Below are 26,442 nucleotides of genomic sequence, written 5' to 3'. Positions count from 1 at the left end.
GTCCTACGCGGCGCTGCGCGACAGCGCCCGCTGGTTGGACGCATGGATCGTGTCGCGTTCCGGCAGCGCGCCGGTCTCCAGGCAGTCGATCCATTCGGCGGTCTTGAGCACCGCGGCGAAGCGCGACTGCAGGATGATGCTCACCACGCGATGGATCTCCTCCGCCGAGGCGTAACCGGCGCTGTTGGCGTAAGGCACCGAACCGGTCGCGTCGGACAGGAACTCGACCGCGAAGCCCATATGCACGGCATGGATGATGGTCGACAGGTCGCAATTATGCGTCATGTAGCCGACGACCGCGATCGTATCGATGGCGTTGGCGCGCAACCAGTCCTCGAGGTCGGTACCGGTGAAGGCGCTTGGCAAGTTCTTCTCGACATAATGGTCGCGGCCGCGCCTGGCGATCTCGGGATGCAGTTCGCCGCCATGGCTGCCCCGGGCGAAGATCGGCGACGTCTCGGGCGCCATCTGCTTGACGACCACGACCTTGATGCCTGCTGCCGATGCGGCATCCATGGCACGCGTCACGTTGACGACGCTGTCGCGGAACGGCGGATACTGGATCGCCAGGTTGCCGCCGTCATAGTCATTCTGGACGTCGACGACGATCAGCGCGCGGCGCAGCGCGGTGTTGGCTGGGGCAGACATGATGTTTCCTTTCAGGCTTGAATGCGATGGACCGAAGATAGCCTGCTGACCGAGGCGCCAACAGTGGCCCGATTGACATTATACGAAAGAATTGGGACAATCCTCCTTCACACTGGAAACGCCCCATGACCGCTCCCATCATCGCCGTCCTCGCCTTCGACGGCATCAGCCCGTTCCATCTCTCCGTGCCGTGCCTGGTGTTCGGCGCCGACCGCACCAGGCTCGGCCTGCCGCGCTTCGACTTCCGCGTCTGCAGCGTGGAGGAAGGGCTGATCCAGACCGACGCCGGATTGAGCATCCTGGTCCCGCACGGGCTTGCCGCGCTCGAAGACGCCGATATCGTCATCATCCCGAGCTGGAAGGATCTCGGAGCGCCTCTGACCAAACCGCTCAAGGAAGCGCTCGGCGGCGCCCACCGACGCGGCGCGCTGATTGTGGGCCTCTGCCTCGGCACCTTTGCCCTCGCCGCCGCCGGCCTGCTTTCGGGACGGAAGGCGACCACGCATTGGGCCTATACGGATCAGCTGCAGGCTCTCCATCCCGACATTTCGGTCGATGCGGACGTGCTCTACGTTGATGACGGCGACATCGTCACCTCCGCCGGCGTCGCCGCCGGGCTTGACTGCTGCCTGCACATCGTACGCGCACGCTATGGCGCCGAGGCGGCACTGCGGCTCGCCCGGCACATCGTGCTTTCGCCGCACCGACAGGGCGGACAGGCGCAGTTCATCGAACGCCCGGTAGCGCCGAGCCCAGCCGCCGACCGCTTTAGCCAGGCTCTCGACATGGTGCGCGCGACATCAGGCGAACCGCACGGTCTCGATAGCGTCGCTGACGCGGCCGGTCTCACCCGCCGCACCTTTACCCGCCGTTTCCACAAGACGACAGGTACCAGCTTCGGCGACTGGCTGGCCGACCAGCGCATCGCGCTGGCGCAGAGGCTGCTGGAGACGACGGACAAGCCAATGGACATGGTCGCCTTCGAGGCCGGCTTCGGCAGCGCAACTTCCTTGCGCCAACATTTCGCCGCGCGGCTAAGGACATCACCCGCGCAATATCGGCGCGAGTTTTCCAGACGGGTCGATCAGGACGGACGGGTGGCGCTGGCCCTGTCATCGTGATCGAACGGCAAGGGCGTCGCGTCGCTGCGGTGCCCTTGCATTTCCGCTCTCCGCGGTCAGCCAACGTCTTGCGGCGAGGCCGCGCGTTTACGGCCGGTGATCATGGCGCGAACCAGATTTTCATGATGACGCAGACTGGCGAGCAGCACGCCGCCGACATGAAGTCCAATCAGCACCAGTACACCATTGCCCAGGATCTTGTGCGTATCCTCGACCCAGGCCACGCCCCACCAGGCATCGGTGGTCTGCATCCAGCCGGTGAGCGCAATTCCTGCCACGCAAGCCAGAAGCGCCAGCACCATGGCACCGCCGGCGGGGTTGTGGCCGAGATAGCGTTTTTCATCGCCATGCGCCACGTCGGCGAGATAAGAACTCACCACGCGCGGTCCACGCACAAACTGACGGAAGCGCGTGTATCCCGACCCCGCCAGACCGGCGATCAAACGCGAGGCAATCAGAACCCCGGCACTGTAGCCGGCCAGTTCATGCACCTTCATGATTTCGCCTGAAGAAAGCCACGCCACCGCGGCGCAAAGGACCAGCGACCAGTGAAAGAGGCGGACGTAGGGGCTCCAGACCTCGACCGAGGCCTCTCGTGTCGACTCGGCCGAGGTTTCTCGTGTCGAAACAGTGGCGTTCATGGCCGTCAACCGTCATCGGAATCGGCACCGACCGACTCCAGCGTCTTGGGATTGAAGACGGCTTCCAGCTTCTTGCCATTGGCGTCAAGCGCCTGGGCTTCATAGCAGCCGTGTTCCGTCTTGATGCTGCGAACCTTCCAGCCTTCGCTTTCGAGCTTCTTCTGCAAGGCTTCGCGCGGCTGCCACTGGCCGGTCGGCACATCGCATTTGTCGGCGGCGAAGGCCGGTCTGGCAAAAGCCATGACCAGCGCGGTCAGGATCAAGGTCTTCATCTTATTTTCTCCATCGGCCGATTCCGATGTCGAGGACCTTGGCCGCGAAACCTGACAGCAGCCTGAACACGCATCGCATCGTGCAAAAGCCTCAGTTGGCTTTCATTCAGCTTCCTGTCAGCCTCGTGCCGCATGAAGGCGCGTGTTGCAGCGACACGGAGGCGAAGTGCGCGTTCTGTTGATCGAAGATGATCCGGTGCTGGGCGAAGCGGTGCGCGATCATATCGCTGCCGACGGCCACGCCGTGGACTGGAGCACGACGCTTGGCGGTGCCTGCGATCACCTCCGTGTAGTTTCCTATGTGCTCCTCCTGCTTGACCTGCATCTGCCCGACGGCAAGGGTCTCGAATTCCTTAAAACGCTGCGTCGTGAAGGCACCGATACGCCGGTCATCATCCTGACCGCGCGCGACCAGCTCTCAGACCGCATAGCGGGGCTGAATTCCGGGGCGGACGACTATCTGGTCAAGCCCTTCGATCTCAGCGAGTTGTCCGCACGCCTTGCCGCGGTCGCGCGCCGCTATGCCGGAAACCCCAACCCTTTGATCCGGCTCGGAGCCGTCGAAATCGACCAGGCCGCGCGCCGCGTTACCATCGACGGCACGGAGGCCATGCTGACATCGCGCGAATGGGCGGTGCTGGAGCAGTTCCTGCGCCGGCCCGGCATGACAGTCGGCAAGAACCAGATCGAGGAGGCGCTCTATGCCTTCGGCGCGGAGATCGAAAGCAACACTGTCGAAGTCTATGTCAGCCGCTTGCGCAAGAAGATCGGGCGCCAGGTCCTTACAACCGTGAGGGGGTTGGGCTACCGCCTTGCACTCCCATGAAGGTCTTCAGCAGCCTTGCCGGTCGCCTCGTGTCGTCGCTGATCCTCGTCACGGTCGCTGTTGGCCTGGTCGCCGCTGGCACCGGAAGCATCACGCTGCACCGCGAAATCAATGAAGCCATGGACAATTCGATGCAGGAGGCAGCTCGCAGACTGCTGCCGCTGGTCATCGACGATATGTTCGGGCGTGAGGCATCGCAATCGCCGCGCAGGCTGGGGGAGGCTGTTTCGGACGACGAAGGCGGCCGCCTCATCTTCCAGGTGCGGGACGCCGGCGGCCGCCTTCTCATGCATTCCCATGACGCTCCCGCGGAGCCGCTCACGGCTGAGCTCGCGCAGGGCTTCTCGGAGGCAGCCGGATGGCGCATCTACACCGAGCCTGCGGTCAGCGGCACAATACTCATTCAGGTCGCCGAGCTCGATTCACGGCGTAATGAGGAAACGCTCGAAGCCGCCACCGGCTTCCTCATACCGATGGTCATTCTGATCCCGTTGAGCGCACTTGTCGCGTGGCTGACCCTGACGCGTTTCCTGAGGCCGATCGCGACACTGCGCGGCGAGATCAGCGCCCGCCACGGCGACAACCTTGCTCCGATCCGCACCGAGGACCTGCCCTCCGAACTTGCCGCCATCGCCAAGTCGGTCAACAGCCTGATGCGGCGCCTGCATATGGCGCTCGACGCTGAAAAGGAGTTCACGGCGAACGCCGCGCATGAATTGCGCACACCGATCGCCGGGGCGTTGGCACAAACGGAGCGCCTGATCGCGGAAACATCCGACGAGGCGGCAAGAAAACGCCCGCGCCAGATCAAGGCGGCTCTGTCCGACCTCGCCGGCCTGTCCGAAAAGCTGATGCAGCTGGCGCGCGCCGACGCAGGAGTAGCGATCGCCGGCAAGCCAGCCGATCTCGCCGCGGTCGCCGCATTGGTGGTCGCCGACTTCGAGCAGCACGGCCAGAACAGGGGTCGGCTTCGTCTTGAAACGTCCGACAAAGGCAAGGCGTTGGCCGCGATCGATACGGATGCATTGGCCATTATCCTGCGCAACCTCATCGAGAACGCCTTGCGGCATGGCGCCGAGGGCGGCGAGGTTGTCATTCGGATCACTGACGATGCCCGGCTCAGCGTGATCAACCAAGGTCCGGTGGCGTCAGCTCCCGGCGGTCTGGTCAAACGGTTTGAACGCGGTGGGACGCGTGCCGAAGGATCAGGCCTGGGACTGGCGATCGTCACCAAAATCCTGCAGCAGATCGATGCGACGCTTGTCCTGACCTCACCGGCATCCGGCCGACGGGACGGTTTTGAAGCGACGATCAGGTTCCCGCCGCGTAGTGTTAGCCCCGCCTGACCACCCGCGCCGGGTTGCCGACCACGGTCGTGTGCGCCGCCACGTCGCGCGTCACCACCGCCCCGGCGCCGACGATGGCGCCCTCGCCGATGCTGACGCCGCCAAGGATGACCGCGCTGCCGCCGATCCAGGCATTGTCACCGATCGTGACCGGCTTGGCGATCTCCAGCCCCGCCTGGCGCCTTGCCGCCTCCTTGTGGTGCTCGGCGCAATAGATCTGCACGCTGGGGCCAAGCAGCGTTCCCTTGCCGAGGCGCACCGGCGCGGTGTCAAGAATGGTGCAGCCGGCATTGAGGAAGGTGCCGGCGCCGAGAAAGATGTTGAAGCCGTAGGCGCAATGGAACGGCGCCTCGATGCGGGCACCCTCGCCCACGCCGCCCAGCAGTGTCCGCAGGGCCGGCCCGAGGTTCCCGCGTCGGCGAGGCGGCAGCGTATTGTGCTCGAACACCGCATCCGCGGCCAAGCCGCGCAACGCGCCAAGATCGTCATCCAGGCACGTATACCATTCACCATCAGCCATTTTCGCGCGTTCGCTCTGAACCATGGCAGTGCCTCCGTTTTTTTACATCACTGCGAACAGCGCCAAGGCGAGGACTGACGTGAAATCCGTAAACCAGGATGCGCGGCCTTGCTGATGGCGGCCATTCGCGATCTGCTCCAGCAATGAAATAGTTCAGGACCGATGTCGATTTCCGGGAAGCTCATTCGTCCTCGGTAGGAAGCCGAAGAAATTCGCCCAGGCAAGGAACAAATGCGATGACAATCACCATCACGGCGTTTGAACGATCGCCCGATGGCGGCAAGGGACTGGCCCGCGATACGCGTGTTCGCTGGGCGCTGGAAGAAGTGGGGCAGCCTTACGCGGTTCGTTTTGTTTCCTTCGCGGGCATGAAGGCGCCTGATCATCTGGCCATCCATCCTTTCGGCCAGATCCCTACCTATGAGGACGGTTCTCTCTCGCTGTTCGAGACCGGCTCGATCGTCTTTCATCTTGCCGAGCAGCATGCGGGCCTGCTGCCGAAGGAGCGCAACGCCCGCGCGCGAGCGATCACGTGGATGTTCGCCGCACTGAACACCATAGAGCCGCCGATCCTCGAACTGACCACGGCAAGAATTTTCGAAGCCGACAAGCCCTGGAGCGAGGCGCGCTTGCCGCTGGTAAAGGACCGTGTTCGCGCCCGGCTGGACTGTCTCTCGGCTCATTTGAGCGTCGCGGACTGGCTCGATGATGCGTTCAGCGCCGGCGATCTACTGATGGTGTCAGTGCTGCTGCGACTGAGGATGTCAGGCATTCTGGATGAATACCAAAACCTGGCCGCCTATGTGGCGCGTGGGGAAGCTCGGCCCGCTTATATCAGGGCTTTCGCCGCGCAATTTGCGATCAACGCTCCATCAGCCAACTGACTTGCCTCGATCCGCCGTGGCTGTGCGCTTGTGAGTCTGCGGCCTAGCCAAATATCCGGCCTATGGTAGCTTGCCGTTTCAAGGCTGTACCGGCCCGGGATCGAGGGGGATCGACCATGCTCTACATTCTTGCACTCCTGATCGGCGTCATTGCCGGCCTGCGCGCCATGACGGCACCTGCCGCCGTTGCCTGGGGCGCCTATCTCGGCTGGCTGCCGGTTGCCGGCACCTGGGCGAGCTTCATGGGCCATTGGGCGGCTGTCGGCATCTTCACCGTCCTGGCCATAGTCGAACTGGTCACCGACCAGCTGCCGTCGACGCCAAGCCGCAAGGTGCCGCAGCAGTTCGGCGCCCGCATTCTGCTCGGCGCGTTCAGCGGCGCGGTGATCGGCGCGACCAGCGGCGCCACCATCGTGTGCCTGATCGCCGGAGCGATCGGCGCGGTCATCGGCACCCTGGGTGGTGCCGAAGCGCGCGGCCGGCTGGCGGCCGTTTTCGGCAAGGATCCGCCCGCGGCCTTCATCGAGGATGCGGTGGCGATCATCGGCGGCCTGCTGATCGTGGCGGCGGTGGCATGACGGCCCAGACCTTGAACGCAAGGACCTTCGACGCCATCATCATCGGCGCTGGCCAGGCGGGGTCGCCCCTGGCGGGCCGCCTGGCGGCAGCCGGTATGAGCGTGGCGCTGATCGAGCGCAAGCTGGTCGGCGGCACCTGTGTCAACACCGGCTGCATGCCGACCAAGACCATGGTCGCCAGCGCCTATGCCGCCCATCTGGCGCGGCGCGCTGCCGACTATGGCGTGACGTTCCCCGGCTCCGTCGGGGTCGATTATAGCAGGATCAAGGCGCGCAAGGACAAGGTCACCAACGACGCCCGTGGCAATCTGGAGACCTGGATCGCCGGAATGGAGCGCTGCACGCTCTATCGCGGCCATGCACGCTTCGAATCCGCCAACACGGTGCGCGTCGGCGACGACCTGTTGACCGCCGACAAGATCTTTCTCAACACCGGCGGCCGCGCCTCGGTGCCGGACCTGCCCGGCATCCACGACATCGACTATCTGACCAACTCGTCGATGATGGATCTCGACGTTTTGCCGCGCCACCTGATCGTCGTCGGCGGCAGCTACATCTCGCTCGAATTCGCGCAGATGTTCCGCCGCTTCGGTTCGGAAGTCACCGTCATCGAAAAGAGCCCGCGCCTCACCGGCCGCGAGGACGAGGACGTCTCGGCCGCCATCCTGTCGATCCTCGAAAATGAAGGGATCGCGGTCCATGTCGGCGCCGACGACATCGGCTTCGCCAAGCAGGGCGGGGACATTGCCGTGAGTTTCTCCACGGGCCAGCCGCCCGCGGTCGGCTCGCATGTGCTGCTGGCGCTGGGCCGAACGCTCAATACCGACGATCTCGGCCTCGACAAGGCGGGCGTCGAGGTCGACGGACGCGGCGCGGTTGTCGTCGACGACCAGCTGCGCACCAGCGTGCCAGGCATCTGGGCGATGGGCGACTGCAACGGCAAGGGCGCCTTCACCCACACCTCCTACAACGACTATGAGATCGTCGCCGCCAATCTGCTCGACAAGGATCCGCGCAGGATCAGCGACCGCATCGAGGCGTACGCGCTCTACATCGACCCGCCGCTCGGCCGCTGCGGCATGACCGAGACGGCGGTGAGGAAATCCGGACGTCGCGCCCTGGTCGGCCAGCGGCCGATGACCCGTGTCGGGCGCGCCGTCGAAAAGGGCGAGACGCAGGGTTTCATGAAGATCCTCGTGGACGCCGACACCAGGGAGATCCTCGGCTGCTCGGTGCTCGGTCCCGGCGGTGACGAGGCGGTGCATTGCGTGCTCGACCTGATGTACGCCAAGGCGTCGGTCGACACACTGGCGCGCGCCGTGCACATCCATCCCACCGTCTCGGAGCTGCTGCCCACCATCGCCCAGGAGCTGAAGCCGCTGGCGTGAGACTGTCAGCCGCTGCCCCTTCAATCGTCGCCTGTGCCTTGCCGAAGGCTCCGCGATTTCACGGTCGTCATCACGCAATTATTGTTGGGGCACCGGCAGGCTTCAAGATAACGTGTCCGGCTGCAGAACTGGGACGAAGCGACATCGTTTCAGCCCTTGAAGGATCGGTCTGCGTCGGGCCGGTAGAAGAGGAGACGTCCGCTCCACGCTTTCTGCATTGCTGCATTGCGGCAATGTCTGTTGCGCCCGGCAGGGGTCTCGCGCAGTCTGAATTGAACCGATTCAGTCTGGACCTTCCATGCCTTTGCCGATCCTTGCGCTTGCCATTGCGTCCTTCTGCATCGGCACCACCGAATTCGTCATCATGGGCCTGCTGCCCGAGGTCGCCGCCGATCTCTGCGTAACGATCCCCGCCGCCGGCCTGCTGGTCACCGGCTATGCGCTGGGGGTCGTCTTCGGCGCGCCTGTCGTGGCCATGGCTACCGCGCATTTGCCGCGCAAGCCCGTGCTGGTGGGACTTGCAGCCCTGTTCGTCGTCGGCAACCTCTTCTGCGCCATCGCGCCCAATTACTGGCTGCTGATGGCGGCGCGCGTCTTCACCGCTTTCGGCCATGGCGCCTTCTTCGGCATCGGCTCGGTCGTCGCGGCAAGCCTTGTGCCGCGCAACAAGCGCGCCAGCGCCATCGCGCTGATGTTCGCGGGCCTGACGCTCGCCAACATCCTCGGGGTTCCCGCCGGCACCGCACTCGGCGAAGCCTTCGGCTGGCGGGCCACCTTTCTGGCCGTGGTCGGCATCGGCCTGATCTCGGTCGCGGCCATCGCCTGGCTAGTGCCGTCCGACGTCACGGAACCGAGCGGCGGCGGTCTGCGCGCCGAAGTCCGTGTGCTCGGCAAGCTGCAAGTGTGGCTGGCGATGCTGATCGCGGCGCTGACCTCGGCCAGCCTGTTCGCCGTTTTCACATACATAAAGCCATACCTCACCGGCGTGTCGGGCCTGTCGACCGCGGCGGTCACCTGGGTGCTTTTGCTGTTCGGCGCCGGCATGACCATCGGCAACATCATCGGCGGCAGGCTTGCCGACTGGAAACTGATGCCGACAGTGATCGCCACCTTGCTGCTGATGGCCCTGCTGTTCGTCGGCTTCATGCAGTTCGGCACGATCGCCAGCGTTGCCATCGGCATCGTCTTCCTCTGGGGCCTGCTCATCTTCGTCGTCGTGCCACCTCTGCAGATCCGGGTCGTCGAGGCGGCTTCCGAAGGACCGAACCTTGCAGCCACGCTCAATCAAGGCGCCTTCAATGTCGGCAATGCCGGCGGCGCATGGATCGGCGGCGTGGCGCTGTCATCAGGCGTTTCCTATGCCGGTTTGCCACTGGTCGGCGCGGTGCTAGCCCTGCTGGCGGTCGCCGTTGCGGTGCTGTCGGCGGCGCTGGACAGGCGCGCGCCTGTCACGCTTCACGCTGCCGCGGAATAGGCCCTTGCGCCCATAGCGCGGCGGGCTGGACCAATCGACATCGGTACCTTCCAATGGGCATGTCTTCTCGCTTTCATGGAGAACGTCATGCAGAAATCGATCGAACGCATCGCCGGCGACAGCGACGGCGTTTCCTACGAATTCCCGGTGCTCCGCTTGGCCGGCGCCGACAAGACAGCACCTTCGGCCTACCTGCAGGCAGCGCTCCATGCCGGCGAATTGCCTGGCGTCGTCGTCATCGATGCATTGATGCCGATGCTGAACAAGGCCGAGGCCGAGGGTCGCATCAGGGGCAACATCACCATCGTGCCCTGGGCCAACCCGATCGGCCGCGCGCAATACCATTTCGGCGAGCACCAAGGTCGCTTTCATCTCGGCACCCGCACCAACTTCAACCGCGGCTTTCCGCTGCTGGCCGCGCCCGACGCCAGGCTCTTGCCGGACGCCACCTTTGGCGGCGCCGACCAGCGGCTGAAGTCGCGCCTGGTGCAGCTTTCGCTCGGCCATGACATCGTGCTCGACCTGCACTGCGACGATGAGGGTCTTGCCTATCTCTACGTCCACACCAGCCTGTGGCCCGGGATGGCCGATTGCGCCGCCGCCATGGGCGTCGATGCCGTGGTGCTGTGGAGCGAGGACACCGACGGCACCTTCGAGGGCGCTTCGATCATGCCCTACCAGAACGCATCGGCCGATGTGGCGAAGTTCGACAGGCGCGTCGCCACCACTGTCGAATATCGCGGCATTCTCGATGTCGACGGCGCGCTGGCCAAGTCCGACGCCGAAGGCCTCTACCGGCTGCTGGTGGCGCGCGGCGTGATATCCGACACCGCCCTGCCCGCGCCCGGCCCCTTCAAGGGCGTCGCGGCACCTCTGGAAAATATCGACATGATGCCGGCGCCCCGTGGCGGTGCGGTCCTCTACGACGTCAAGCCCGGCGACCGCGTCACCAGGGGCGCGCGGCTCGCTACCATCGTTCACGCGCCAGGCGAAGCCGATGGCCGCACGGAAGTGTTCGCGCCGCAGGACGGCATCATCCTGACCCGCCGCTCGCGCCGCATCATCCGCTCCGGCGAAGACCTGTTGAAACTGGTTGGCGACAGGAAGAGCGCCGATGCAAGGTCGGGCACGCTGGAGGATTGAGCCTGCGTCGAATCCAGTTGCGCGGCCGCCCAATCGCCGCTAAGGGAATCGCCATGAACATGCGTTCGATCAAGACCATTTGGTGGTGGGCCTGCTGACAGCGGCCTGTTCGAACGCGTGCGCGTGAAAATAGAGGGTGGCCGCAACGGAATGTCCGGGCGGCCATTTGTTTTTTAAAGCCATTCCCGGGTCCGTTGCCCAAGTAGCTGATGGAGACGGCAATGACGTTGAAGGTTCTGGAAAACGGCGCTGAAAGCTTCGCGACGGCGGGTGGCATCACCATCACCCGCGAGCGCCACGACCGCCCCTATGAAGGCGCGATCGACACTTATGTCGAGGGGCTGAACTCGCGCCGGGGCGCGGTATTTTCCTCGAACTACGAATATCCCGGCCGCTACACGCGCTGGGATACGGCCATCATCGATCCGCCGCTGGTCATCTCGGCACGCGGCCGCGCCATGCGTATCGAGGCGCTGAACGGCCGTGGCGAGGCGCTGTTGCCGGTCATCGGCAGGACACTGGGCGGCCTCGCCGAGGTCACGATCGCCGAGACCTCGAAAAAGCTGATCCGCCTCGATGTCGCCAAACCCGGCCGTGTCTTCACCGAGGAGGAACGCAGCCGCGTTCCCTCGGTCTTCACTGTGCTGCGCGCCATCACCGCGCTGTTCAAGACGGCGGAAGACGCCAATCTCGGTCTCTACGGCGCCTTCGGCTACGACCTTGCCTTCCAGTTCGACCCGGTCGACCACACGCTCGTGCGCAAGCAAAGCCAGCGCGACCTGGTGTTGTTCCTGCCCGACGAGATCCTGGTCGTCGACCACTACTCGGCCAAGGCCTGGACCGACCGCTACGACTATGCGGGCGAAGGTTTTTCGACCGAAGGCCTGCCACGCGACCAAATCGCCGAGCCGTTCAGGACCGCCGACCGCATCCCGCCACGCGGCGACCATCAGCCCGGCGAATACGCCAATCTGGTGCGCCGCGCGATGGACTCGTTCAAGCGTGGCGACCTGTTCGAGGTCGTCCCCGGTCAGATGTTCTACGAGCGCTGCGAGACCCAGCCCTCCGAGATTTCGCGCAAGCTGAAGTCCATCAACCCGTCCCCCTATTCCTTCTTCATCAACCTGGGCGAGAACGAATACCTGATCGGTGCGTCGCCGGAGATGTTCGTGCGCGTCAACGGCCGCCGCGTCGAGACCTGTCCGATCTCCGGCACCATCAAACGCGGCGACGACGCCATCTCCGATAGCGAGCAGATCCTGAAGCTGCTCAATTCGAAGAAGGACGAATCCGAGCTCACGATGTGCTCGGACGTCGATCGCAACGACAAGTCCAGGGTCTGCGAGCCGGGTTCTGTACGCGTCATCGGCCGCCGCCAGATCGAGATGTATTCGCGCCTGATCCACACCGTCGACCACATCGAGGGCCGCTTGCGTGAAGGCATGGACGCTTTCGACGCGTTTCTCTCGCACGCCTGGGCGGTCACCGTCACCGGCGCACCGAAACTGTGGGCCATGCGCTTCATCGAGCAGAACGAGAAAAGCCCGCGCGCCTGGTATGGCGGCGCGATCGGCATGGTCAACTTCAACGGCGACATGAATACCGGCCTTACCTTGCGCACCATCCGCATCAAGGACGGCATCGCCGAGGTTCGTGCCGGCGCTACATTGCTCTTCGACAGCATTCCAGAGGAAGAAGAAGCTGAAACCGAACTGAAGGCATCCGCCATGCTCTCCGCGATCCGCGACGCCAAGACGGGCAATTCGACCAGCACCGAGCGCACCACGGCGCGCGTCGGCGACGGCGTCAACATCCTTTTGGTCGACCACGAGGATTCCTTCGTCCATACGCTGGCCAACTACTTCCGCCAGACCGGCGCCAATGTCTCGACCGTGCGCTCGCCGGTGCCGGAGGAAGTCTTCGACCGGCTGAAGCCCGACCTCGTCGTGCTGTCACCCGGACCCGGCACGCCGAAGGACTTCGACTGCGCCGCGACCATCAAAAAGGCGCGCGCGCGCGACCTACCCATCTTCGGCGTGTGCCTCGGCCTGCAGGCACTGGCGGAAGCCTATGGCGGAGAACTCAGGCAGTTGCACATTCCCATGCACGGCAAGCCGTCGCGTATCCGCGTCTCGAAGCCGGGCATCATCTTCTCCGGCCTGCCCAAGGAAGTCACCGTCGGCCGCTACCACTCGATCTTCGCCGATCCGGTACGCCTGCCCGACGATTTCATGGTTACGGCCGAGACGGAAGACGGCGTCATCATGGCCTTCGAGCACCGCAAAGAGCCGATCGCCGCGGTCCAGTTCCACCCGGAATCGATCATGACGCTCGGCCACAATGCCGGCATGCGCATCATCGAGAACATCGTCGCGCATTTGCCGCGAAAGGCCAAGGAAAAGGCAGCCTGACGCCAATGGCCGAAGCCGAGAACACGATGGCGATCGCAGCCAGGGCGGCCGCGAAGCGCAAGGTCGCCAACCTTGCCTTCTGGTCGATCGTGGTCGCTTTTGTCGTGCTCGCGCTGAAAGCCGCCGCCTGGTACGTGACCGGCTCCGTCGCGCTCTATTCGGACGCGCTGGAATCGATCGTCAATGTCATCGCGTCGATTGCCGCTTTCTGGGCGATCCAGGTCAGCCACAAGCCGGCCGACCAGGACCACCCCTTCGGCCATCACAAGGCCGAGTATTTCTCCGCCGTGCTGGAAGGCGTGCTGATCGTGCTCGCCGCGCTTTTGATTCTGAACGAAGTCTGGCGCTCCTGGCAGGCCCCGGCGCCGCTCGAACAGCCTTGGAAAGGCCTTGCCGTCAACGGCGTCGCCACCGTCATCAACGCCTTCTGGGCCTGGATGCTGATCCGCACGGGCCGGGCGGAGAAATCGCCGGCGCTGGTCGCTGACGGCAATCACATCATGACCGATGTGGTGACGTCGGTCGGCGTCTTCGGCGGCCTCGTCGGAGCGATCCTGACCGGCTGGCAGATCCTCGACCCGGCATTGGCCGTCATCGTCGCGCTCAACATCCTGTGGCAGGGCTGGCATGTCATCGGCTCGTCGATGAACGGCCTGATGGACCGGGCCGTCGACACGGCGGAGCACATGCGCATTCGCGACATCATCTCGGCCAATTGCAAGGGCGCCATGGAGGTGCACGACCTCAAGACCCGCATCGCCGGCCGCGCCACCTTCATCGAGTTCCATCTGGTCGTCGACGCCGACATGTCGGTCGGCGCCAGCCATGTCATCTGCGATCGCATCGAAGACGCGCTGAAGGCCGAACTCCCCTCGGTGCGGGTGACCATCCATGTCGAGCCCGACGACGAAGCCAAGCTGCCCAAGGGCACGACCGCGGTGCCGTTCGCCTGAGGCGGGTCACCAAGTCCCGATTGAGAGAGCGTCGACGCGCTCGAATTCCCGGACGTTGCGGGTGATCAGAATGAGGTTTCTGGCGCGCGCCTGTCCGCCAATGAGCGCATCATAGGGGCCGATTGGCGTCCCCAATGCTGCAAGCGTCGCCCGAATTTCTCCGGCATGCCTCGCGTCCTCCCGATCGAATTCAAGCATCGGGAATCGCAGAGCTTCGATGCGCGCCAGATTTTCAGCCCTTCTCTGGCTTCTCTCGGCACCATAATACAGTTCATGTGCCACGATCGGAGAAAGCGCAAAATCCTGCGGCGTGTGCTGCTTCAGAAGCGCGAGTAGACTGGCGTCGCCCTTGATGACGGCGATGACAGCATTGGTATCGAGCAGATAGATCACTCGAAGATGTCGTCCAAGGCAGGTCTATCCTGCCCTTGCTGCCGTTCCAGCGCCGCTTCGGCAAAATCCTCATCTACCGATCCGATCACTTGGTCAAGCCACGCCCAATCCTGCACGACGGGCTCCAGTATGACAGTCTGTCCATGGCGACGAATCGAAACCTCATCCGTTTCGAAACGAAACTCCTTAGGCAGACGCACAGCTTGCGACCGGCCTGACCAGAACACCTTCGCCTTGTCCATCATGCCATCCTCAAATGAGATATAGCAAAGATATATCCCTTCGTGGCATTGTAGACAAGCCCGTGCTCACGACGCGCAGGCGGATTGTGGCATTGGCTCCAGCCGATAGACCTTGTCGTCGGACATCGTCTTGCCGTCGGCCGCCTTCGAGCACAGGTCGACGACCGCCAGGCTGCTGTTGGGGTTGGCAAGCGTGATGGCGCCGTTGGCGCCGCGCTTGAGGAAGATTTCCTTTTGCGCGATGTCGCAGGAGAAATTGCTCGTCTTCGAACTCGCGGCACAACGCCATTGATCGGCCTCGCCCTGGCATGAATAAGTCTGCGTGACCTTGGCCCCCTTCTGCCGCGTCGTGACCGAGACCGCGATGTCGGCGCCGTCGGGCCAGTTCGCGGCGTCGCCTCCCGAGGCGAAGGACGCCAGTTCCACCGGTCCTCGAAACACCCGGATCGACTGCGTCAGTTGCTCTGGATGCGAACTCATATGCGCAGCGTCATAGTCGCGCCCGTAGCAGAAGGCCTGGTCGGGTTTGAGCCGCTCGCGCAGCGGCGGCCCGAGCGCCGGGTCGATCGGATCGATGCGGGCGAATTCAGCCTTGCAGGTCGCCGCCGGCATCGGATCGAGGCGGAAATTGTCGTCTTCCTTGCCAAGCGCCTGCCTGTCGTATTCAGCCGCGCCGAGTTCTTCTTCCGAACCGGCGTCGAGGTAGATATCGGACGACAGGTCCGACAGGATCAGCCGACCCTTGCCGTCGACCTTCAGCGACGCCAGCGTACGGTCGCAGTCCATGCCGCAACGGATCGGGCCCGATGCGCCATCCTCGGACTCGTGATTGCACCAGCCTCCGGCCCATTCCGGCGCCTTGGCGCCACGCACCGTGGTGGTGAGGAACCCATTGTAGGAAGTATCGGAATTCGCGTTCGGTTCCTCATTCGGACGGCTGACCGGATTATGGCCGTAGTAGAAGAAAATCCGCGTCACCTTCTGCTTCGGACGCGCCTTGAGGTGCGCCGCGTCATAGACCCGGCCGAAACAGGCGTCCGCCCCGTTGGGGCTGAGTTCGGTGAGTTTGAGCGCATTGTCGGCAAAAGCAGAACCCACAAGTCCGCCAAGCAGTGCGGCGCCAAATCCGGCGCTGGCAAACGTCTTCCATTCCCTGAACGCCATGTGCCCCTCTCCGCATCGACAGGACGTAACGTTAATTTATGCTAGTATTGCGGCCGCGGCCACGCAAATCGCGCTGAGCCGGCAAGCCAGGGAGGCACGCCATGCGCCGACGTGACATGTTCCACGCGGCTCTCGCCGGAGCCGGGACGCTTCTAGGCCTGCGGGCGGTGCAGGCGGCAACCACCGAGCCTGCCAGGCTGAAGGTCGCCTATCACCTCAGCGACCTCGACAAGATCAATTTCGTGCTCGGCAACATCAAGAACCACTATGAGGGCACGGGCGGCAATGTCGATATCGCGCTGGTCGTGCATGGTCCGGCGCTTGCCGGCTTCAAGTCGAAGGGCATATCGGCGGCGGTTTCGGGGCGCTTTACCGGTCTTGTCCAGCAAGGGCTCGACCCGCATGCCTGCGGCAACACCATGCACGGCATGGATATTACGCTCGCCGATTTGCTCGACGGCTTCCATGCCGCCGACAGGGGTGGCGTCGTCAAGCTCGCCGAACTGCAAAGCCAGGGCTATGTCTATCTCAGGCCTTGAAGCGGCACTGACTTGAATGCAAGGGTGGCAACACCCGCCAAGAAACTTGGAAATCCCCCGGAGGAACAGCAGTGCCAGAGACAGCCCTTGGTCTTGTCATCCCCGACCTCGCCGGCAAGGCGGTGCTGGTCACCGGCGCCTCGACCGGCATCGGCGCGGCGCTCGCGCTCGCTTATGCCGGGCAGGAATGCAAGGTGGCGCTGCACTACAATTCCAGCCGCGACGCCGCCGAGAAACTCGGCCAGACCATCCGCGACGGCGGCGGTGAGATGTTCCTCGTCCAAGGCGACTTTTCTCTCCCTGCCGATGTCGAACGCGTCGTCGAGGACAGCGCGCGGCATTTCGGCCGGCTCGACGGGCTGGTCAACAATGCTGGCGGCATGCTTGGCCGCGTGCCCTACGCCGAGCAGACCGAGGCGCATTACGACGCGGTGATGGACCTCAACGCACGCTCGGTGCTGACCGCCTCGCGTAAGGCGATCCCGTGGCTGAAAAAACAGGGCGGCTTCATCGTCAACACCTCGTCGATCGCCGCGCGCAACGGGGCGGGCGGCGGCGCCGGCCTTTACGGCTCGGCCAAGGCCTTCGTCTCCAACGTGACGCGCGGCATGGCCAAGGAACTGATCGGCTTCGGCATCCGCGTCAACGCCGTGGCGCCGGGCACCATCCTCACCCCCTTCCACGAACGCTATTCGACCGACGAGCAGATGAAGGGCATGGTCGCCACCATCCCGCAGGGCCGTGCCGGCACGGCGCAAGATTGCGTCGGCGCCTATCTGTTCCTCTCATCGGACCTGTTGAGCGGCTACGTCACCGGCCAGGTGATCGAGGTCAATGGCGGCCAGTTGATGCCTTGACCGGCGACCGGCATACTGGACACACTCCTTTCGCGCCAACCCAGGGGGAGACGAGGACATGTATGGACTGATCGGCAAGATGCGGGCGGCGCGTGGCCAACGCGACGCTGTCATGACCGTGCTGCGTGAGAGCACCGGTGCCCTGCCCGGCTGCCTGAGCTATATCATCGCCACCGATCCGGCCGATGCCGACGCGATCTGGGTGACCGAGGTGTGGACCGATCAGGCGAGCCACAAGGCCTCGCTGCAGCTTCCCGAAGTCCAGGCGGCGATCGCCAAGGCGCGCCCCTTCATCGGCGGCTTCGAATTCCAGGTGGAAACGCATCCCGTCGGGGGCTTTGGACTGGCCGAAGCGAAGGGGGGTTGAACCGGCCGGCTCAACACCGACAAACAGGGGCGGACCCGCCCTTGCAATAACCATCAAATGAACTAAGTTCTATGAACTAAGTCCGCTTGGGGTAATGCTGTCGTGCAAACCGTGAACATTCACAACGCAAAGACCAACCTTTCGCGCCTCGTTGACCGAGCCGCCAAAGGTGAGCCGTTCATTATCGCCAAGGCCGGCAGACCACTGGTCAAGGTCATACCTGTCGACCAGTCGGCTTCGGCACAAGCGCGACGGGTTGGTTTTATGATCGGCCAATTTTCGGTCCCCCGTGACTTCGACCGCATGGGCAGCGAGGAGATCGAGCAGCTGTTTGGCGACAACGCGTGAAACTGTTGCTCGACACTCATTTGCTGCTGTGGGTGGCAGCCGAACCAGGTCGGCTGCCAATCGCGGCCCTCGCCGAAATCGAGAACCCAGAGAACGAATTGCTGTTCAGTCCTGCCAGCCTCTGGGAAGTCGCAATTAAACGAGGACTGGGGCGAGATGATTTCCAGATCGACCCTCGGTTGCTGCGGCGAGGCCTGATAGACAACGACTATCACGAACTGCCGATCACGAGTGAACATGCTGTCACCGTCGATGGACTTCCGGCGATTCACAAGGATCCCTTCGATCGAATCCTGATTGCCCAGGCAATGGTGGAAGGCATTACCTTGCTGACGACGGACGATTTTGTCGCCCGATATCCAGGCCCCGTCCGAAAGATCTGACAAGGACATCTCTCGTGAACTGGCGGACACGCTGAATAGTTTTGTTTTGGTACTGCGGGGTTCGCATTCCTTTCCGCCCGGTCTAAGACCAAAGCATGGATTCCGAGGCCGAGCAGTCCCCTGTCGAGCGCATGACGCGGCTGAGCAAGCCTTGGCAGTGGCTCATCCTGCTGGTCATCTCCGCGCTCTTCGCCGGCGCGCTGGAACTCGCCGCTTTGCCGGCGGCGCTGCTGATCGGACCGATGCTGGCGGCCATCGTCGCCGGCACCAACGGTGCCGCGGTGCGTGTGCCGCGGCTTCTGTTCGGCGCCGCCCAGGCTGTCGTCGGCTGCCTCGTCGCGGCTTCGATCTCGGCCGATATCTTCCCGGTCTTCTACAAGGAATGGCCGCTGTTCCTCGGCGTGGTGATCGCCACCGTCGCGGCCTCAAGCCTGCTTGGCTGGCTGATCAGCCGCTGGCGCATCCTGCCGGGCACCACCGCCGTCTGGGGTTCTTCGCCGGGGGCCGCCACCGCCATGGTGCTGATGGCCGGCGCCTTCGGCGCCGATCAGCGCCTTGTCGCCTTCATGCAGTATCTGCGCGTCATCTTCGTCTCGATGACGGCAGCCCTCGTCGCCAAGATGTGGGTCGATACCTCGGGCATCGAGGTCCCGCCCGTTATCTGGTTCCCCGAGATCGATCCGCAACCCTTCGCCGCCACCATCGGCATGGCGCTCATCGGCGGCCTCGCGGGCAGGCTTTGCCGGCTGCCTTCGCCCTTCTTCCTCGGCAGCTTCATCTTCGGCACAGTCATCCATCTCGGCCTCGGGGTGCCGATGCAATTGCCGCAATGGCTGCTGGCGGTCAGTTACGCGATGGTCGGCTGGGCGATCGGCCTGAACTTCACCAGGCCGATCCTGCGCCACGCGGCACGCGCTTTGCCGCAGATCATCGCTTCGATCATCGCGCTTATCGCGTTTTGCGGCGGCCTTGCCTTCCTCATCAGCCGGCTCGCCGGCGTCGACCCGCTGACCGCCTATCTGGCGACCAGCCCTGGCGGCATGGACAGCGTCGCCATCATCGCCGCCGCCGCGCAGAACGTCGACATCTCCTTTGTCATGGCCCTGCAGTCGGCGCGCTTCCTGATCGTGCTGCTTGTCGGCCCGAGCATTGCCCGGCTGGTAGCCAGAAGCATCAGGGAATGATGAGGGCTGCCACCAGGGCACCGCTATCGCGCGGCTGCCAGGCGTTCGGGCAGGAAATCGACGAAGACGCGCACCTTTGGCGACAGATGGCGATTGGAGGGCCATAGCATCCGGAACTGGCCACGGCCGTCGACATGATCGTCGAGCACGGTGCGCAGCCGGTCCTCGCGCAACGCGTCCCGCACCAGGAAATCGGGCATGCAGGCGATGCCGAGTCCGGCGATCGTGGCGCCTTTCAAAGCTTCCATGTTGTTGCAGGTCAACATTGAACGGATCAGCGGTTGGGCGCTCCCGGTAATGAACGGCCAGTCCAGCAGCCTGCCGCTGTTGAGATAGCGGAAGTTTATGCCGAAATGCCTGATGAGATCCGCCGGCACGCCGGGAGTGCCATGGCGATCGAGGTAGGAGGGTGCCGCGCACAGCAGCATGCGGAAGGGCGCAATGGGTCTGGACACCAATCGTGAATCGGGCAGCTCGCCGCTGCGGATGGCGACGTCGATGCCTTCCTCGATGACGTCGACGATCCGGTCGTTGAAATCGATATCGAGCTCGATCTCGGGATAGCGGGCCATGAACTCCGACAGCACCGGCAGCAAAAGATGGTAGGTGACGATCGGGGTCGAGACGCGCAACCGCCCACGCGGCGTCTCCCTTGTCCGCGACAGCATCGCCTCGGCATCGTCGATGTCGTCGAGGATGCGCCGCACGCGCTCGTTGAACAGCTTGCCCTCCTCCGTCAGGCCGATCCGCCGCGTGGAGCGCTGCAGCAGCCGCACGCCGAGTTCCTGTTCGAGCCGCGCGACGCTTTTGCCGACCGCTGAAGCGGAGATGCCGAGCGCCCGGCCGGCGGCGACGAAGCTGCCGAACTCGGCGGTGCGGGCGAAAGCCAGAAGGCCGCTGAGGCGATCCATCATGCTGCTCCATTCGAGCGTTTGAGTCCGTTATATCAGGATATTTAATACTATTATTCCTGATCTGTCTCTGACCTATCTTGGTCCGCATGATCGGCGCCGCGGTTGCGCGCATGCCGGCACAGACCGCTCAGATAGGAAAACCCATGACCTTGAAGACCACCACCGGGCCGGCCGAGCGATGGCTCGTGCTCCTGTCGGTATGCCTCGCCGCTATGACGATGCCTCTGACCTTCACCGGCCCGGCCGTCGCGCTCTCCCGCATCGCGGCCGATCTCGGCGGCAGCCCGATCGCGCTCAACTGGGTGACCAACGCCTTTATGCTGACCTTCGCCGCCAGCCTGATGGCGGCCGGAGCGCTGGCCGATAATCATGGCCGCAAGCGGATCTTCCTCGTCGGTCTCGCCCTCTACATTATCGCCTCGCTCGGCGCGATGCTGGCGTCCGACATCGCCTGGTTCGACATCTTCAGGGCCGCGCAAGGGCTCGGCAGTGCCTTGGCCTTCGCCGGCGGCGCCTCCGCACTTGCCCAGGAATTCGAGGGACCATCGCGGCTGCGCGCCTTCTCCTTCCTCGGCACCAGTTTCGGCATCGGGCTGGCCTTCGGCCCGATCGCCTCCGGCCTGCTCATCGCCGCCTTCGGCTGGCGGTCGATCTTTGTTCTGGTGATGGCGCTCGCGGCTGGCTCGGCAACCCTCGGCCTGCGCACCATCAGGGAATCGCGTGATCCGGATGCTTCCGGCCTCGACTGGGCGGGCGCCGCCACGTTCACCTTCGCGCTGGCCTCGCTGACATATGGCGTGCTCCAGGCACCCCAGAGCGGCTGGACCGACCCGCTGGTGGCAACGCTTCTCGGCGTCGCCGTCCTTTGCTTTGTGCTGTTTGTCGTCGCCGAGCGGCGCGTGCGCCGGCCGATGCTCGATCTCACCCTGTTTCGCTTTCCTCGCTTCGTCGGCGTCCAGTTTCTTGCGGCGGCGCCCGCCTATGGCTTCGTCGTCCTGCTCGTACTTTTACCGATCCGCTTCATCGGCATCGAGGGGATGAGCGAGATCAAGGCCGGGCAATTGATGATCTGCCTCTCCGGACCGTTGTTGTTCCTGCCCTTGCTCGCCGGCCAGCTGGCGCGCTGGATCGCTCCGGCCACGATCTGCGGCGTCGGCCTGCTCGTCGCGGCGGCCGGCCTGGTCTGGCTGAGCCTGACGCCACCGGTTGAGGTTGCGCTGGTCGCGCCACTGATCCTGATCGGCGTCGGCATCGCCTTGCCTTGGGGGTTGATGGACGGGCTCGCCGTCAGCGTCGTGCCGACGGAGCGGGCCGGGATGGCAGTCGGCATCTTCAACACCACCCGTGTCGCTTGCGAAGGTGTGGCGCTGGCCATCGTCATGGCGACCCTGTCAGGCTTCACCGCCGCGCAACTCGCCGCTCGGGGCGCTACGCCTTCCAGCGACGCCGCCGCCGCGGCGCAAATGCTGGTGACCGGCAATGTCGGTGGAACCGTGCACCATTTGCCGGCGGCGGGCGTCGCCGTGCTGGTCGAGGCCTACGAAACGGCGTTCGACAGGCTGCTGATCGTGCTGGCGGCGGTCACCATCGTCACCGCCCTCGTCGTCTTTCTCGGCCTGCGCCGCGGATCCGCGGCGGAGCACCAGACCGCACCCCTGCCGGCCTGCCAGGAAGGGTAGGCGTCAGCCATTCGCAGGCCAGCTGAATATCAATGCACCTTAGTCCAGCCTGTGCATCAGATCGTCATCCAGCCAGCGGCCGAAGAAATAAGCCAGCTGCTTGTGCCACCACGGCCAGTCATGGCTGACGTCGCCGCCCCAATAGTCGACCCAGGCCGGAATGGATTTGTCGCGCAGGATCTGTTCCAGCTGGCGGGTCTCGACCAGCATGCGCTCTTCCCATGCGCCCTGTCCGCAGCAGAAGATCAGCCTGAGCGCTTTCAGCCGCGCCAGCAGTTTCGGGTCGACGATCCCTGGCAGATAATCGAGCGGCGAGTTGTAGAAGATGTCGCCGTCGAGCGCCTTGCCGAAGAACTCGCGGGCCGAATAGACACCCGACAGCGAGATGACGCCGCTGGCGAGCTCGGGAAACCGGAAGACGAAGTTCGAGGAATGGTAGCCGCCCATCGAACAGCCCGAGAACAGCGGCTTCAACCGCCGTCCGCCATTGGCTTGCGCGGCGGTTTCCAGAAATTCCGGCAGCGCCTCCTCGCGCAGATAGCGGAAATAGGCCTCGTGCCGGTCGATGCGATGCGCGGCATCGACATTCCTGGCGAAGAAGGATTCTGTATCGATGCCGTCGACGGTGAACAGCTGGATGCGGCCGGTATCGACGAACTCGGCGAGCGCCCCCACTCCGCCGGAATCCTCGAACTGGTAGAACCGGCCCTGCGAGGTCGGGAACACCACGACCGGCCGGCCGGCATGCCCGTAGCGCTTGTACTCCATGTCGCGGCCGAGATTGCGGGCGAAGACCTTGTGATAGGAAATGTCCATGCCTCAAGCCTTTTCGGCGTGGATATAGGCCACCGCCTCGCGCAGATCAGCCTGATCCTTCGAGCGCATCTGGTAGGCGTAATTTCCCATGGCCCGGCTGAAAACCTCTTCTATCGGCTGATGATGGACGATCTTGTCGCGGTGGGCGGCTAGCACGTCCGCATGGCTGTGCAAATAGTCGAGGTGGCGCTTGCGGCTGGCATAGGCGGTGAAATACTTGCCCTCATAGGGGCCGCCTACGGCATCCTTGACCACCATGTCCGCCCATGCCGCGTAGACATCGATGTCGAACGTGTAGTTAATCGCGTCGGTCATCCAGGCGCCGGGCGGCCGCATGTTGACCTCCAGCGCGATGATGCGGTCGTCCCTGGTCTCGAACAATTCGATATGGAAAAAGCGTTCGCGCACGTCGAATGCTTTCAGGATCTTGCGGCCGGCCTCCTCGACGGCAGGCCTGATCCGGGGAAAGCAGGTGTAGCTCATGTGGCGGTCCTTGTTGACCACGTCCATGACGCTCTGGTCGTAGCGATGGCTGGCCGCCAGCACCACCTCGCCGTCGCGGTTGATCAATCCGTCATAGGTCACAACCAGCCCTTCGATGAACTGCTCCATGACGAAGGTCACGTCCTCCGGCTTGTCCCGGAAGAACTGGTCGAGCTCTTTCGGATTGGAGATCTTGAACGTGTTCGAAGCGCCGGAGCCCGAATCCGGCTTCACCACCACGGGGTAGCCGACGCGGCGGATGAAGGTCATGGCGCCGGCCCGGTCGGAGCATTTGCGCTGCGCGATCGTCTCGACACCGCTCTTGCGGAAGAAGGCGCGCATGCGGCTCTTGCGCTTCAGATTCTTCACGAAATCGAGCTTGGTGCCGTAGATGTTGAAGTCGGTGCGGATATTGGCTTCCAGCTCCAGCCAGTGCTCGTTGAGCGATTCGAACCGGTCGATGCGGCCCCATTTGTGGATGAAATGGCCTATCGCCCGGAACACCGGCTCGTAATCCTCCATGTCGGCGACGCGATAGTATTCCGAAAGCGCCTGCTTCAGCTTGCCGTCGAGCGCATCGTAGGGCGCATCGCCAATGCCGAGCACGGTTGCACCGGCCTTCTTCAGCCGGTCGCAGAAATCGGCGCCATTGGCGGGAAAATGCGGCGAGAAGAACACGAAATTCATGAACGCCCCCTGCCGACGGCACCCCGCCGGAAGCCAAGTCTGGCGCATTTGCGGCGCGCGGGGAAGAGCATCCGCGTTAAGATAAAATTCGACGGGGGCCGGCCCGCTTGCCTCCAACAGGCCGCTCCTGTATGAGAGCGGCCATGAACACGCGCGCCACCACCGCTTCCCGTCAGACCGGCTTTGCCGGCGAGACCGTGCGCGCGCTTGCCTCGACCCTGCTTCTTCTCGGCCTTATCGGCGATCGCCGGGTTCGCTGAAGGAGCGCCCGGCGGTCGAACCGCCGCGCAAGCGCATGCTCCTTGGCAAATCATATCAAGCGAACGAAATTCTGGTAAAGGCGCCGCTTGGCTCCACATCCGCCTGAAAGGTGGACCCGCCGGCCGCCGGGAGAAACAACGATGAACGCACGAGAAAACATCCGCGCCAGCGAGGCCGCGACCGGCAAGCAAGTTGGCCGGGGCATGCCGGACGCAGCCCGCAAATATCAACCCTACCCGACCGTCGGCCTCACCGACCGGACCTGGCCCTCGAAGGTGATCGACAAGGCGCCGATCTGGTGCTCGGTCGACCTGCGCGACGGCAACCAGGCGCTGATCGATCCGATGGGCCACGAGCGCAAGGCGCGCATGTTCGGCCTGCTGCTCGACATGGGCTTCAAGGAAATCGAGATCGGCTTCCCCTCGGCTTCGCAGACCGATTTCGACTTCGCGCGCTGGTGCATCGAGCAAGGCAACGTGCCGGCCGATGTGTCGTTGCAGGTGCTGGTGCAGTGCCGGCCTGAACTGATCAGCCGCACCTTCGAGGCGCTGAAGGGCGCCACCAACCCGATCGTGCATTTCTACAACTCGACCAGCGAGTTGCAGCGTCGCGTCGTCTTCGAGAAAGATGTCGGCGGCATCAAGCGTATCGCGACCGACGCGGCCAAGATGATCACCGACATGGCTGCCAGGGCCGGCGGCGGCTATCGCTTCGAATATTCGCCGGAGAGCTTCACCGGTACCGAACTCGAGGTTGCGCTGGAGATCTGCAACGCCGTCACCGAGATCGTCAGGCCGACGCCCGACAACAAGCTGATCATCAACCTGCCGTCGACGGTCGAGATGTCGACGCCCAACATCTATGCCGACCGCATCGAGTGGATGTGCCGCAATCTCGACAACCGCGAAAACCTGATCATCTCGCTGCATCCGCACAATGATCGTGGCACCGGCATCGCCACCACCGAACTCGGCTTGATGGCTGGCGCCGACCGCGTCGAGGGCACGCTGTTCGGCAATGGCGAGCGCACCGGCAATGTCGACATCGTCACCTTGGCGCTCAACATGTACACGCAAGGCGTCGATCCGGGCATCGACTGCTCCGACATCAACCGGATGAAGGATGTCTACGAATATTCGAACCAGCTGAAGATTCCCGAGCGCCACCCCTATGTCGGCGAACTCGTCTACACTGCTTTTTCCGGCTCGCACCAGGACGCCATCAACAAGGGCATGAAGGCCTTGAAGAAGGCCAACACACCGCGCTGGGAAGTGCCATACCTGCCAATCGATCCGGCCGATGTCGGCCGCAGCTATGAGGCCATCATCCGCATCAACTCGCAGTCGGGCAAGGGCGGCATTGCCTATGTGCTGCAGGCCGATTACGGCCTCAATTTGCCGCGCAACCTGCAGATCGAATTCAGCCAGGCTATCCAGGCGATCACCGACGCCGAAGGCAAGGAAGTGCCGGCCAAGCGTATTCATGACCGCTTCCTCGAAACCTATGTCGACCAGCCTGGCGCCCGCCTGAAATTCCTCGACCATCACACTTATCCGGCCACCGAGGTGAAGGGCCGGCGCGTGGTCGAGGCCGTCATCCTCGACAACGGCAAGGAAGTGACGATATCAGGCACCGGCACCGGCCCGATCGACGGCTTCGTCGATGCGCTGTCACGCCATGTCGGCGTCGAGATGTCGGTGCTCGATTATTCCGAGCATTCGATGCAGCGCGGCTCGAATGCGTCGGCCATCTCCTATGTCGAGATGGAATATCCCGGCGGCAAGCTGTTCGGCGCCGGCATCAACACCAACATCGTCGCTGCCTCTCTGGAAGCGGTAACGTCAGCGGCCAATCGTATCGTCGGCCGCAACGCGCGATAGTTTACCCGTCGGGGGGGGGGGGGGGGGGGGGGGGGGGGGG

28 protein-coding genes are annotated in these 26,442 nt (G+C 63.9%); 18 read left to right on the top strand and 10 right to left on the bottom strand.

Features of this window, described 5'->3' with window-relative positions:
• Window positions 1-3: 3 nt before the first annotated feature.
• Complete coding sequence (locus tag LB554_RS16680) at window positions 4-648, bottom strand: cysteine hydrolase family protein (RefSeq protein WP_224585709.1); 645 nt, start codon at window positions 646-648, stop codon at window positions 4-6.
• A gap of 125 nt (window positions 649-773) precedes the next feature.
• On the opposite strand from LB554_RS16680, the gene LB554_RS16675 reads away from it, so the two are divergent.
• Window positions 774-1,769, top strand: coding sequence for a helix-turn-helix domain-containing protein (locus tag LB554_RS16675; protein ID WP_224585707.1), 996 nt, complete (start codon window positions 774-776; stop codon window positions 1,767-1,769).
• Between the two features lie 56 nt (window positions 1,770-1,825).
• Here the strand turns inward: LB554_RS16675 and LB554_RS16670 are convergent, their stop codons facing one another.
• A complete protein-coding gene (locus tag LB554_RS16670) occupies window positions 1,826-2,410 on the bottom strand; it encodes a cytochrome b/b6 domain-containing protein (RefSeq protein WP_224585899.1) in 585 nt (194 codons plus the stop codon).
• Window positions 2,411-2,415: 5 nt separating this feature from the next.
• Window positions 2,416-2,682, bottom strand: coding sequence for a PepSY domain-containing protein (locus tag LB554_RS16665; RefSeq protein WP_224585705.1), 267 nt, complete (start codon window positions 2,680-2,682; stop codon window positions 2,416-2,418).
• A 166-nt stretch (window positions 2,683-2,848) separates the two neighbouring features.
• Between LB554_RS16665 and LB554_RS16660 the strand changes: the two genes are divergently transcribed.
• A complete protein-coding gene (locus tag LB554_RS16660; protein ID WP_140665149.1) occupies window positions 2,849-3,508 on the top strand; it encodes a response regulator in 660 nt (219 codons plus the stop codon).
• Entirely contained in the window at window positions 3,505-4,854 is a 1,350-nt protein-coding gene (locus tag LB554_RS16655; RefSeq protein ID WP_224585703.1) for an ATP-binding protein, read from the top strand. The genes LB554_RS16660 and LB554_RS16655 overlap by 4 nt, the downstream gene beginning before the upstream one ends.
• On the opposite strand, the gene LB554_RS16650 is transcribed toward LB554_RS16655, so the two are convergent.
• A complete protein-coding gene (locus LB554_RS16650) occupies window positions 4,841-5,398 on the bottom strand; it encodes a sugar O-acetyltransferase (protein ID WP_224585701.1) in 558 nt (185 codons plus the stop codon). The two genes, LB554_RS16655 and LB554_RS16650, sit on opposite strands and share 14 nt — an antisense overlap.
• 212 nt (window positions 5,399-5,610) lie before the next feature.
• On the opposite strand from LB554_RS16650, the gene LB554_RS16645 reads away from it, so the two are divergent.
• The 7 genes from LB554_RS16645 to LB554_RS16615 all read left to right on the top strand — a co-directional run bounded on the left by LB554_RS16645 (window position 5,611) and on the right by LB554_RS16615 (window position 14,205).
• Window positions 5,611-6,258 (top strand): glutathione S-transferase family protein, encoded by a 648-nt coding sequence (locus LB554_RS16645; protein ID WP_224585699.1) that lies wholly within the window; start codon window positions 5,611-5,613, stop codon window positions 6,256-6,258.
• Window positions 6,259-6,374: 116 nt separating this feature from the next.
• Window positions 6,375-6,836, top strand: a complete 462-nt coding sequence (locus LB554_RS16640) for a DUF4126 domain-containing protein (protein WP_140721635.1) — start codon at window positions 6,375-6,377, stop codon at window positions 6,834-6,836.
• 11 nt (window positions 6,837-6,847) lie between these two features.
• Complete coding sequence (locus LB554_RS16635; RefSeq protein WP_224585897.1) at window positions 6,848-8,224, top strand: FAD-containing oxidoreductase; 1,377 nt, start codon at window positions 6,848-6,850, stop codon at window positions 8,222-8,224.
• A 298-nt stretch (window positions 8,225-8,522) separates the two neighbouring features.
• Window positions 8,523-9,698, top strand: coding sequence for an MFS transporter (locus LB554_RS16630; protein WP_224585697.1), 1,176 nt, complete (start codon window positions 8,523-8,525; stop codon window positions 9,696-9,698).
• 87 nt (window positions 9,699-9,785) lie between these two features.
• Window positions 9,786-10,841 (top strand): succinylglutamate desuccinylase/aspartoacylase family protein, encoded by a 1,056-nt coding sequence (locus LB554_RS16625; RefSeq protein ID WP_224585687.1) that lies wholly within the window; start codon window positions 9,786-9,788, stop codon window positions 10,839-10,841.
• Between the two features lie 221 nt (window positions 10,842-11,062).
• A complete protein-coding gene (locus LB554_RS16620) occupies window positions 11,063-13,252 on the top strand; it encodes an anthranilate synthase (RefSeq protein WP_224585685.1) in 2,190 nt (729 codons plus the stop codon).
• Between the two features lie 5 nt (window positions 13,253-13,257).
• Window positions 13,258-14,205, top strand: a complete 948-nt coding sequence (locus LB554_RS16615) for a cation diffusion facilitator family transporter (RefSeq protein WP_140617656.1) — start codon at window positions 13,258-13,260, stop codon at window positions 14,203-14,205.
• Window positions 14,206-14,211: 6 nt separating this feature from the next.
• Here the strand turns inward: LB554_RS16615 and LB554_RS16610 are convergent, their stop codons facing one another.
• From LB554_RS16610 to LB554_RS16600, 3 genes are all read right to left on the bottom strand, one after another.
• Window positions 14,212-14,598: a type II toxin-antitoxin system VapC family toxin gene (locus tag LB554_RS16610; protein ID WP_015316022.1), complete on the bottom strand. Its 387-nt coding sequence runs from the start codon at window positions 14,596-14,598 to the stop codon at window positions 14,212-14,214.
• Complete coding sequence (locus tag LB554_RS16605) at window positions 14,595-14,840, bottom strand: antitoxin (RefSeq protein WP_041163682.1); 246 nt, start codon at window positions 14,838-14,840, stop codon at window positions 14,595-14,597. Before LB554_RS16605 ends, LB554_RS16610 begins: the two co-directional genes overlap by 4 nt.
• A gap of 66 nt (window positions 14,841-14,906) precedes the next feature.
• Entirely contained in the window at window positions 14,907-16,004 is a 1,098-nt protein-coding gene (locus LB554_RS16600) for a hypothetical protein (protein WP_224585683.1), read from the bottom strand.
• 101 nt (window positions 16,005-16,105) lie between these two features.
• On the opposite strand from LB554_RS16600, the gene LB554_RS16595 reads away from it, so the two are divergent.
• The 6 genes from LB554_RS16595 (at window position 16,106) to LB554_RS16570 (ending at window position 19,682) form a co-directional block, all read left to right on the top strand.
• Window positions 16,106-16,543 carry a DsrE family protein gene (locus tag LB554_RS16595; protein ID WP_140823190.1) on the top strand — a complete coding sequence of 146 codons (438 nt, stop codon included), beginning with the start codon at window positions 16,106-16,108 and terminating at the stop codon, window positions 16,541-16,543.
• Window positions 16,544-16,614: 71 nt separating this feature from the next.
• Complete coding sequence (locus tag LB554_RS16590; protein WP_224585682.1) at window positions 16,615-17,400, top strand: SDR family NAD(P)-dependent oxidoreductase; 786 nt, start codon at window positions 16,615-16,617, stop codon at window positions 17,398-17,400.
• 58 nt (window positions 17,401-17,458) lie between these two features.
• On the top strand, window positions 17,459-17,767 hold the full coding sequence (locus LB554_RS16585; protein ID WP_140721619.1) for a putative quinol monooxygenase: 309 nt from the start codon (window positions 17,459-17,461) through the stop codon (window positions 17,765-17,767).
• A gap of 102 nt (window positions 17,768-17,869) precedes the next feature.
• Complete coding sequence (locus LB554_RS16580; RefSeq protein WP_140721616.1) at window positions 17,870-18,115, top strand: type II toxin-antitoxin system Phd/YefM family antitoxin; 246 nt, start codon at window positions 17,870-17,872, stop codon at window positions 18,113-18,115.
• A complete protein-coding gene (locus LB554_RS16575; protein ID WP_140721613.1) occupies window positions 18,112-18,498 on the top strand; it encodes a type II toxin-antitoxin system VapC family toxin in 387 nt (128 codons plus the stop codon). Before LB554_RS16580 ends, LB554_RS16575 begins: the two co-directional genes overlap by 4 nt.
• A gap of 95 nt (window positions 18,499-18,593) precedes the next feature.
• Window positions 18,594-19,682: an AbrB family transcriptional regulator gene (locus tag LB554_RS16570; protein ID WP_015316016.1), complete on the top strand. Its 1,089-nt coding sequence runs from the start codon at window positions 18,594-18,596 to the stop codon at window positions 19,680-19,682.
• A 23-nt stretch (window positions 19,683-19,705) separates the two neighbouring features.
• On the opposite strand, the gene LB554_RS16565 is transcribed toward LB554_RS16570, so the two are convergent.
• Window positions 19,706-20,593, bottom strand: coding sequence for a LysR family transcriptional regulator (locus LB554_RS16565; protein WP_140665177.1), 888 nt, complete (start codon window positions 20,591-20,593; stop codon window positions 19,706-19,708).
• A 146-nt stretch (window positions 20,594-20,739) separates the two neighbouring features.
• Between LB554_RS16565 and LB554_RS16560 the strand changes: the two genes are divergently transcribed.
• Entirely contained in the window at window positions 20,740-22,275 is a 1,536-nt protein-coding gene (locus tag LB554_RS16560; RefSeq protein WP_224585680.1) for an MFS transporter, read from the top strand.
• A gap of 39 nt (window positions 22,276-22,314) precedes the next feature.
• Here the strand turns inward: LB554_RS16560 and LB554_RS16555 are convergent, their stop codons facing one another.
• Window positions 22,315-23,091 carry an esterase family protein gene (locus tag LB554_RS16555; RefSeq protein ID WP_224585653.1) on the bottom strand — a complete coding sequence of 259 codons (777 nt, stop codon included), beginning with the start codon at window positions 23,089-23,091 and terminating at the stop codon, window positions 22,315-22,317.
• Between the two features lie 3 nt (window positions 23,092-23,094).
• Complete coding sequence (locus LB554_RS16550) at window positions 23,095-24,261, bottom strand: ATP-grasp domain-containing protein (RefSeq protein WP_140617648.1); 1,167 nt, start codon at window positions 24,259-24,261, stop codon at window positions 23,095-23,097.
• Between the two features lie 401 nt (window positions 24,262-24,662).
• On the opposite strand from LB554_RS16550, the gene leuA reads away from it, so the two are divergent.
• Window positions 24,663-26,402 (top strand): 2-isopropylmalate synthase, encoded by a 1,740-nt coding sequence (gene leuA, locus LB554_RS16545; protein ID WP_224585651.1) that lies wholly within the window; start codon window positions 24,663-24,665, stop codon window positions 26,400-26,402.
• Window positions 26,403-26,442: the final 40 nt, after the last annotated feature.

The sequence above is a fragment of the Mesorhizobium sp. CO1-1-11 genome (assembly GCF_020164995.1).
In the GTDB taxonomy this organism is placed as follows: Bacteria; Pseudomonadota; Alphaproteobacteria; order Rhizobiales; family Rhizobiaceae; genus Mesorhizobium; species Mesorhizobium australicum.
This window is presented reverse-complemented; position numbering and strand designations above follow the sequence as displayed.